At 52.3% G+C, this 220-nt stretch carries 1 rRNA gene; it reads right to left on the bottom strand.

The annotated features are described in order from the left end of the window. Positions 1 to 220 (bottom strand): 23S ribosomal RNA (locus tag I6E24_RS17715); the annotation flags it as partial.

The following is a 220-nucleotide window of genomic DNA, read 5'->3' as shown; positions in this document are numbered from 1 at the left end:
CCCGGCTGATTCACGCAGAATTCCTCGTGTTCCGCGCTACTCAGGATACCACTATGCTTCGTCTTGTTTCGAATACAGGACTGTCACCTTCTATGGTCGAACTTTCCAGATCGTTCTTCTCACAAGATGTCTTGCAATGTCGTGGTCCTACAACCCCAACCATGCCGTAACATGGGTGGTTTGGGCTCTTCCCCGTTCGCTCGCCACTACTGGGGGAATC

The sequence above is a fragment of the Bacteroides caecigallinarum genome (assembly GCF_021530995.1).
Classification (GTDB): domain Bacteria; phylum Bacteroidota; class Bacteroidia; order Bacteroidales; family Bacteroidaceae; genus Phocaeicola; species Phocaeicola faecigallinarum.
Note: the sequence above shows the minus strand (reverse complement) of the source record. Positions and strands in the feature narration are given on the sequence as shown.